Origin of the sequence: Rhizobium sp. WYCCWR 11128, assembly GCF_013416305.1 — a bacterium.
Lineage (GTDB): Bacteria > Pseudomonadota > Alphaproteobacteria > Rhizobiales > Rhizobiaceae > Rhizobium > Rhizobium indicum.
Window position 1 is genome coordinate 1 of the sequence record NZ_JACCEZ010000023.1, and the last position, 9,245, is coordinate 9,245.

Genomic DNA, 9,245 nt, shown 5'->3' on the forward strand with positions numbered 1-9,245 from the left:
CAGGATTCAGTAATCGGATACCCAGTTCAATTCATTCCGGGCCAGGAATTCTGCTGCCTGTATTGTATCCAGGGCACTCGCTGTCTCCCTGAAGTAAGGCAAGGTTTCCCAGAGGGTGTGATCGCCGACCATATAGAATCGGCGTTTTGCGCGCGTCAGGGCAACGTTCAAAAGGTTCGGCTTCGATGCGGCCCAGGCTGCTGCTCCGCTGTGAGCGGCATCGGCGCCGAGCACCATGAAAACGATGTCTTCTTCCTTGCCCTGGAAGGTATGCACAGTGCCTATCCTTTCCTTCAGCCACCTAGACAGCTTCGGCGGAGACGCGCGCATATTTCCGTTCGGATCGATCCATGCCGCGTGGGCCAGAGCTTGCCTCAGACTGTTCTTGATCTCCTTGAACGGCGAGATGATATAGAGATCCGGCAATGCGCCGTCCCGGCGATAGGTGGCGGTGAGGACGTCGACGATGAAACCCGTCTGTTCTGGAACGGCCTGTTTGCCTGACACCCTTCCCCTGACGTCGATCCAGGCGCTGTCGCCATAAAACGGCGACACGTCGCCGGCTGGTCGGCGTTCTTCCAGCCCGAAGACCATCTTGTTCTGATAGGCGATCTGGTTGGCAAGGCCGAACATTGGATCGATGCAGCGCCGATGTACTCTGAGGGGCTGCCGATCCAGAGCCCGTCGGCTTCCTCGCCCGAGACCGTCGTCCCATAGCGGTTGGTGGCGTCGGCCAGCATCTGCACCGACGCCCTGTTCGGCGAATATTGTCCTGCCGCCGTGTGGGGCGAGAGAGCCGAGGTGGCGGTGATCAGCGCGCTTGGCAGCGTGAAGACCGGCTCGATCTGCTGGGGATCACCGATCACCATGACGCGCCGCGCCCGCAACAGGGCGCCGACGGCCGCTTGCGGCACCGCCTGACCAGCTTCATCGATGAAAACCCAGCCGATCGAGCCGGTGTCGAGACCGCGGAATTGCCGGGCAAAGGAGGCGAAGGTTGTCGAGACGATCGGAACGATCATGAAAAGGCTCTGCCAGATCAACGCAATGTGCTCGCCGTCGGCGGGGCCGTTGTTGGAAAGCAGTTTGTTGACGGCGACGATGTTTCCTCCAAAACCTCCGCCTTTCTTGCCCACATCGGCCAGCCATGCCTCATGTAGCGTCAACGCCGCTTCCAGCAATGCCGAACGCAGACTTGCCAGCTCGTCCTGATGCCAAAGACCGTCAATCTGGAACCGGTCCGTCTCCAGATCAGTGAGACGCCCGGGTACGGTGGGATGATCGAGAATTTCCCCCAGGCGGTCGAATTCCTCTCTTTGTCTGGACCAGATTTCCCGTTGCGATCGCAGTGCCTGTTCGGCCCGTTCATGCTCCCGCAAAGCCTGTTCCAACGCAGGTCTATGGGTTTTCGCAAGATGATGCTCGCAACGCGCCAGCGCCTTGCGCAGTTCCAGCTGCCTACGCGCATTGGCGACGACATTGTGCCGGTGCTGCCGGGCAGGGTCGGTCGACAGCGCTCTCTCCCACCACGCAGGAGCGCTGCGGTCGAGCAGCCGTTCCTCCTCCTTCAGAGGAGACAAGCCTTCCCTGATACGGAACATTTCGGCCGCGACCATCTCGCATCGGTCCTGTGCGTGTCGAAGTTCGGCCGCAACTGCTCTGACCTTTTCAAGCGCCTCGCGGCAGAAACCATCCTGCGAAACCAGGGCGATTTCGTCATGGAGATCGGCATAGCGTGCATATTCGCCGATCTTGTTGCGAACTACCTTGTCGGCGGCCTGAAATGCCGCCGATGCTTCGGCGAAGTTTGGCCCCTTATAGCCCTTTAGCCACTCCCAGATGGTCTGTGGTTTGTCGGCGCCGGACCAGACGGGCTTCGGCCTTTCGGCGATCTCCATGAAGGCAAAACGTTCCTTGAACGCTCGGCGATTCCGGGAATTGCCGAGCGCACAGGCGATCAACCCCCATGGGCGGTCGCCGTCCGAGAGCTTGACGACCGCCCCATTGTCCTTCTGGCAAGCGATTTTGTGCGCGATGGTCTGCAGATATTGGAAGGAAGACGTTCTCGCGACCGAGCTTCGCTTTGGAAGGCCGCGCGAAATATTCTCCACGGCGGCGTTGTTGGAGGAGGCGACGACCATTTCGAATCCTGCCACGGCCGGGATCAGCGCCGATATCGAGGCGGTGCCCCGGTCCGAGAAAATGACGCGGCGCCGCGCGCCATCGAAGGCATCGCGCGCAGTTTTCAAGGAGGCCAGGATGCGGGCGCGCCGAACAATATTGTCCGCTAAGATGTCGCGAAGCAGCGTCGTCTTTCCCGTCCCTGGCGGGCCGTTGACCGAGAACAGTCCCGTTTCCGACAGATCGTCGATCGCCGAATTGATCGCGAACTGTTGCATGAGGCTCATGGCGTGGTGAGGTTCGCTGAGCCAGCGCCCGCGGTTGAGTTTTCCAGGATGCAAGGCCCGAACGATCGCCCGGCGCCCGTCCTCCGAGTAGAGGTCGATCCGTTTCTCACGCGCCAGCGGGGTGAGATATTGCCTGAGCGGCGCGGGGATATCGCCATGCGTGACGCGTATCATCGCCCGCTCGATGTCCTCGATGAAGAAGCTGTTCAGGATGCCGATGTCGTCTTCAGCGCTTGCACTCTCGTCCTCCTCGTGGTCGGCATCGAGCGCACTGCTTTCCGGTGGTGACGGCAAGGAGATGAGCTCGGGTTTTTCCACCCGGTCTCGATAGCGTATTTCAACGGCCGCGATGGGCTTTTCCTGCTTCGAGGCAAAGCCGGCCCAATCGCAGAGCAATTCATGCAGTGTCAGGATTTCGGCGGCATCGATCGGCTGATCCGCCGTGTCCTCGGAGGATGAAGATCTCAGGTGCCGCTGCGCCCGAAAGTTTTGAAGCAATTCCGAGAGCTGCCGCTTGCTGTCGGCAAATGCCTCGTGGCTGAGCGAGGAGAGGCCGGATTTCCGCACCCGCCCCAGAGCCCATGGAAGCGTGGAAACCGAAAATGTTTCGAACATCGGCTGCCCCAAAGGGGAGAGCTGCAGGCTGGAAAAGCAGGTATCGCCATCGAGGTCGCTGCGTTCGGCATCATCATATTCGGCGATATCGGGCGCAACGCTATCGAAATGCCTGCGGATATCGGCAATTTCGGATTTGCTGAAAACGCCGAGGAACAGGGTAAAGCCCGTGATCTGTTTCTCCTCGGGGATCGCTGGACGGCTGAGTGCGACACCGTCATCCTCGAGCGTCTTCGCATGCAGCCAGAAAACAGTTCGGCCTTCACCTGAGGCGATACGACTGGAGAGATCGTAAGGAATGAAGAACTCGATCTTGTGCCAGAAATCGAGAATGGCCAGAAGCCGTTCCCTTTCGGCGCCGTCTGCATTCGTCTGCATGACTTCTCACTGAGGAGTTGCAAAAATAGGCTCGCGCTTTCTTTTAGCAACGATTGCAGCTCAAAATCAAAGAGCATGGTGATTGCGCGTCCCTGAGCCGCCGGACCGCATTTCCGCACTATGGCAAAGCCACGTCAATGCAGACGTGGTCGGCGTCGCTCGCTGAGTTGCCGTCCCCGGTTCCAGCGGGCGATGGTCTCCGGCACGACGTCCGTCTTGCCAGCGGCGGGCTCGGCGATCGAGCGCAGGCGTTCGAGGGCAACACCCGCCTTGGCGGCATAATCGAGTGCAGTCGGATCGTCCGAATGCACGTCCTGGATCGCGGCGAAGACGGCCTCCGCCTCGGCCAGCCGTTTGCTGGCCGCAAGGGCGATGCCGCGCTTGTAATGTGCCTGGATAAGATGCGGCCCGATTTCGCCGACCCGCCGGAAAGTCTCAGCGGCCTGGTCATATTGATGTAGCGCAAGCTGCGTGTCGCCAAGCCGCATTTGAATCGGTGTCGGATCGGGCGCTTGCTCGACGAGAACCTTGTAGGCAGCCAGTGCCTCCGTCAGCTTGCCGCGGTCGAACAGCAGATTGGCGAGCCCGAATTCCGCGCCGGTATGACCTGGAGCCGATTGCAGGACCTGGTTGAAGGCGATCTCCGCCTTGCTGCGGGCTCCGTTGCGGTACATGTCGAGCGCCTGTTCATAGACGAAACGGATGCTGCGCGGGTTGAGCACGCCATGCAGATTCTGGCCGTTGCGGGTGCGGAACAGGGTGCAACTGATCCGCCTTTCCTCCGCCCCGAACATGTACTTGTAGGGTTCGTTTCCGCGCAGGAAGTCATAGGTCTTGAAGCCGTGCTCGATCGCCCGCCGGATGCAGTAGCCATGCAGGATGAGACCGGGAGACGGCGTCTTCCAGTTCTCGTCGCGGCCGGTGATATAAAAGAGGATCGCCTTCTTCTGCCGGTCGACGATATTCGCCAGCGCGCCGAGCGGCTGGTCGCCATGCCAAAAGACCGGCACCTCGAGATTGCCGCAGTTGAAGTTGTCCATCAGCATTTCGCGTGTGGTGATGATCAGCCGCTCGGTCCGCTCCGTGCCCTTGCGGGCACTCCACTTGATCCGCCAGAGATTGAAGAGGATGTCCAGGTCCCGATCAATGGTCTCGGCGGTTGCCATCGTGATCCGGTAAACATCGTCGCCTTCGACCTTGCGCAGGAACCGCCGGAGCTTCTGGCGCGTCTGGCTGCTCATGCGCTGTTCGAGATAGTCGGCGAAGCTTGCCGGCAGAGGGACGATCGGGCAAATCGTATTGTCGATATTCTCACTGTTCTTGGGCGAGCTGTCGCGAAACATCACGTCCGGCCCCTGCAGCGCCTCGATCATCTTCTCGCGCCGGCCAGCAGGGCCGCTGAAATATTCGAGCTTCAGGTCGGTCCAGTTCTGATGTTTGAGAAACGAAGCAAAGCCGGCAATGGCGTGATGCTCGTAGTCCGGTCTGACGATGAAGCCGGTATAATCGGCCGCAAAATTCCCTGCCATGATGATCTCGTCGTAGAAGAGCCCGGTCTTCTCGTTCAGATGCGTGATGAGGCGCAGCGGAAAGAAGGCAACATAGGGTGCTTCGGGATCGCGTTCGCGAAGGGCGAGGATGAACCAGCGGCGTCGGCGGGAGAGATAGTTCTTCAGCCATATCCAGGAGAGAAAATGCTGCGCGTCGGGATCTTCCAGGAAGACCTGATCCCAGTTCTCGCGTACCGCCTCGAACCCCGCAATGGTGTCGATGATATCTATGCGCATGTCCGCCCCCCCAATACCCCATACGTCACTCGGGAGGTTTCATTCTAATGGGAAACAACGATCTTCAAATAAACCGTCCGGATGATTTAAGTGGCCTAAATGGGATTAGTCCTGAGCCGGCGCATAACCCGAAATCGCAATCGGTTTTGGTGATAATGATGCGCAGATTCAAAGCGATAGAGCACAACGGGTCCTGAAGGATGCTGCGCTTCAACGGACCTCGCCCGAAAGTGTGCGGCGGTTTTGAGAACATGAGTACATAAGGATTAGATCAGAGCTCGCCGGAGATCCGCGGGCTCGCATGGATGAAGGCCCAGAGCGTCCGGCTGATGGCGACGATCTCGGCGATCGACTTTTCCAGAAGGTCGAGCTCGCGCGCGTCCATCTGTTCGATCTTGCCGTAGCGGATTTGCTTGTCGTCCTCGACGAGCCGCATCAGCTGCGTACTCGAGATCTCTCCCTTTTCGTCGAAGGAATAGATGCAGTGATTGTACTTGTTGCGGATCTTGGATTCCTTCTTCAGCCGCGACATGGCTGAAAGGATCGCCTTGCGGTCGGAAGGGGAGGTCGAAGCGAGCTTGGACAGCCGTTCGATGAGATCGATCCGGGCGCGCGTGGTGTTGAGCGTCAGGAACACGACGATTGCTGCATCCTTTTCGACCCGGAGAAGATGGGCGATGATGTAGATCAGCAGGCTTTCGGTGTTCGTCCAGACATAGTTCAGGCGGCCGACCCGCAGCAGGACATCGGACATCGCCGCCATGCTTGACCCTTTCTCCCCGGAGGGGATCCATCCCTCGAGGGATGACATGTGGACATTACATCAGAACAACGGCAAGTCCGTCATATTTACCGGACCGCCCGTGCCGGATCGCGAGCGATCAGCGCTCCTTGAAAGCCCGGGACATGCTGTCGGTGATCGGTTTGCTCAGATATTCGAAGAAGGTGCGTTCCGACGTCTGAATCAGCACTTCGGCCGGCATTCCGGGAACGGGATGGAAATTGTGCACCCGCGCAATCTCGGAATCGGGTATTCCGACGCGGACGATATAGACGTCCTTGACCGAAGCACCCGCATTTTCCTCGATCGAATCGGCTGAGACGTAAAAGACCTTGCCCTGCAGAACAGGGGTCGTGCGCCGGTTGAGCGCCGTGAGGCGGATCGAGGCCGTTTCTCCCTCATGCAACTGGTCGATCGAAGTGCGCAGCACCTTCGCTTCCAGGATCAGCGGCACATGCGACGGCAGGATCTCCATGATCGGCTTTCCTGTCGTGATGACACCGCCGGCTGTGTGAAAATAGGAGCGCACCACCGTGCCCGACACCGGCGAACGGATAGTGGTGCGTTCGAGCACGCCGGCGGCCTCGCGCATCTGTTCGCGCACACTGTCCAGATCGGTTTCGGCGGTCTCGAGCGCATCGAGTGCCGCCTGCTTGTTGGAGTTGACGGCGATGACGGCTTCCTGGCGGAATTTGGCGATCTCCGCCTCGCTCTCGTTGAGCTCGCCGTTCAGTCGAGCAATGTCGCCCATCGCATCGGCGATCGCCCGCTCGATTGCCAGCAGATCCGTCTTGCGCATATAGCCGACCTTGACCAGCCGAGCCTTGGAGTCGCGTTCCTCGGTCAGCAGCGACAGCTGCCTTTCGAAGGATTCTCGCTGGCCCCTATAGCCGACGAACCGGAATTCGAGCGATGCGATGTTCTTCCCGATCAGATTGAGCTGCTCTTCAAGCTTGATCTGCTTGCTGTGGAAGACGACGTTCTGGCTCTGGATGATCGCGTTGATATCAGGATCTCCGGCCTCCTTCGTCACGATATCGGGAAGCTGGAATTCGCGCAGGCCCTGCGCTTCGGCACGGAGCCTGGCGACAACGGCTTCAAGGCGCAGGCGGCGAAGCTGCAGCATCCGCTCGTTTGAACGGGATGCTGTGGGATCGAGGGTCAGCAGGATGTCGCCTTCCTTGACCGTATCGCCTTCGCTGACGCGCATCTCCTTGATGATGCCGCCTTCCAGATGCTGGATGATCTTGTTGTTGCCGGTCGCGACGAAGCTTCCCTGCGCGATAACGGCGGAGGCGAGCGGCGCCGTCGCCGCCCAGAAGCCGAAGCCGCCGAACGAGGTGAAGAGAACCGTTAATCCGACAATGCTGTGTACACGGATCGAGCGCGGCACATCGCTATACCACTCGAGCTGCACCGGACCGGTCGTCTCCCGATTTTTCCGTCCCATGTCGTTCATCCCTCAATGCGCGGTGCTTGTTGACCGTTATTGCCGTTGTTCTTGGAAAGCGCCTGCAGCACCTCGATCCTTTCCCCGAACATGGCGACGGTACCCTCCTTGAGCACGAGGATCTTGTCGACGCATTGGAGAAGAGCCGGGCGCTGGGTAATGGTGACGGTGGTGATGCCCTGCTTCTTGGCGTGAATCAGCGCCTTGGCTAGTGCTGCCTCGCCCTGGGTATCGAGGTTCGAATTCGGCTCGTCGAGGACCACGAATTTGGGATTGCCGAAGAAGGCGCGGGCCAGCGCGATGCGCTGCTTCTGGCCGCCCGAAAGCGGAGCGCCATCGGCCGCCACGATGGTTTCGTAGCCCTGCGGGAAGCCTGCGATGAGTTCGTGCACGTCGGCCAGCACCGCGGCCTCGTAGATCTGGTGATCGTCGACGTCGTCGCGCATACGGCAGATATTAGCCTTGATCGTGCCGGGAAAAAGCTGCACATCCTGCGGCAGATAGCCGATGCTTTCGCCGAACTGGCGCTGGTCCCAGTTGCGCAGATCCATCAGGTCGAGGCGCACATTTCCCGATGTCGGGACGATCGAGCCGACGAGCATCTTGCCGAGCGTCGTCTTGCCGGACCCGGAATTGCCGATGATCGCAAGCGATTCCCCCTTCTTGAGCGAGAAGGAGATGCCGTTGAGAATGACCTTCTTTTGCGGTGGCGGCACGAAGAGAATGCGTTCGACATCGAGTCGGCCTTCGGGATTGGGAAGACGCAGGCGCGGGAAGTTCAACGGGGAATTCAAGAGCAGTCCCTTGATCCTGCCATAGGCGCCTGCCGACCGGTTGAACTGGTTCCAGCCTTCGATGGCGCCTTCGATTGGCGCCAGCGCGCGTCCCGAGATGATCGAGGCCGCAATCACCATGCCGCCCGTCAGCTCGCCGGAGAGCGACAGATGCGCGCCCCAGCCGAGCAGAGTGACCTGGGTGATCATCCGGCAGGCCTTCGATATGCCGGAGAAGATGATATTGCGGTCCTGTGCCTCGACTTGCGACTTCAGCGAGCCTGCCGTTTCCCGGCCCCACATCTTCACGGCCTCGGGGATCATCGCCATTGCGTTGATGATCTGCGAATTGCGAGACATGGAATCGAGATGGAAATTCGCCCGGCTGAGATAGCCGTTGGATTCGGCGAATTGCCGGGCGGTGAATTTCTGGTTCAGATAGGCGATGACGAAAAGCACCGCGCAGCAGACCATGATGATGATGCCGAGATGCGGATGCACGAAATAGACGACCACCACGAAGAACGGCATCAGCGGCGCATCGAGAAATGCGATCAGCGTGCCTGATGTCAGGAAGCCGCGCAGCAGCTGCAGATCCTGCAGCGTCTGATAGTCCTTGCCGCTGCCATGCAGCGATGCCCTGGCTGCAGCGCTGAGGATCGGCGCGCCGAGCTGTACTTCGAGCTCCACCGCGGTGCGCATCAGGATGAAGCGGCGCACCGAATCCATGAAGGCCTGCAGCAGCACGGCGCCAAGCACGGCGATCGAGAGCATGACGAGCGTGTCGACGGAGCGGCTGGTCAGCACACGATCGGATATCTGGAATAGATAGAGCGGGATTGCCAGCAGAAGGACGTTGATGGCGATCGTGAACATCATGACGACCACCATGTTGCGCCGTACCGCCGCCATGCCGCGCGAGAGGCTGGCGGCGAAATTCACAGGCTCGCTGCGCTTGTGAAAACCGCCGCCGCTTCCCCCGCCCCCGCCCCCGCCGCCCCCGGGATCGGAATCCTTGCCGTTTCCGCCCCCCCCCGGGCGCAGCCCCCTGGC

At 60.0% G+C, this 9,245-nt stretch carries 4 protein-coding genes and 1 pseudogene; all 5 read right to left on the reverse strand.

Annotated features, from left to right (window positions below; all coding sequences use genetic code 11):
- Positions 1-6: 6 nt before the first annotated feature.
- Positions 7-3,401: pseudogene (locus HX898_RS32945) on the reverse strand (ATP-binding protein).
- A 134-nt stretch (positions 3,402-3,535) separates the two neighbouring features.
- The gene (locus HX898_RS32950) at positions 3,536-5,188 is read right to left on the reverse strand and encodes a GNAT family N-acetyltransferase (protein ID WP_180196806.1); all 1,653 of its coding nucleotides are present in this window, start codon (positions 5,186-5,188) and stop codon (positions 3,536-3,538) included.
- 271 nt (positions 5,189-5,459) lie between these two features.
- Positions 5,460-5,951 (reverse strand): hypothetical protein, encoded by a 492-nt coding sequence (locus HX898_RS32955; protein ID WP_012759596.1) that lies wholly within the window; start codon positions 5,949-5,951, stop codon positions 5,460-5,462.
- Positions 5,952-6,069: 118 nt separating this feature from the next.
- The gene (locus HX898_RS32960) at positions 6,070-7,419 is read right to left on the reverse strand and encodes an HlyD family type I secretion periplasmic adaptor subunit (RefSeq protein WP_138332036.1); all 1,350 of its coding nucleotides are present in this window, start codon (positions 7,417-7,419) and stop codon (positions 6,070-6,072) included.
- 5 nt (positions 7,420-7,424) lie between these two features.
- On the reverse strand, positions 7,425-9,245 hold a 1,821-nt coding region (locus tag HX898_RS32965), incomplete at its 5' end, for a type I secretion system permease/ATPase (protein ID WP_180196807.1).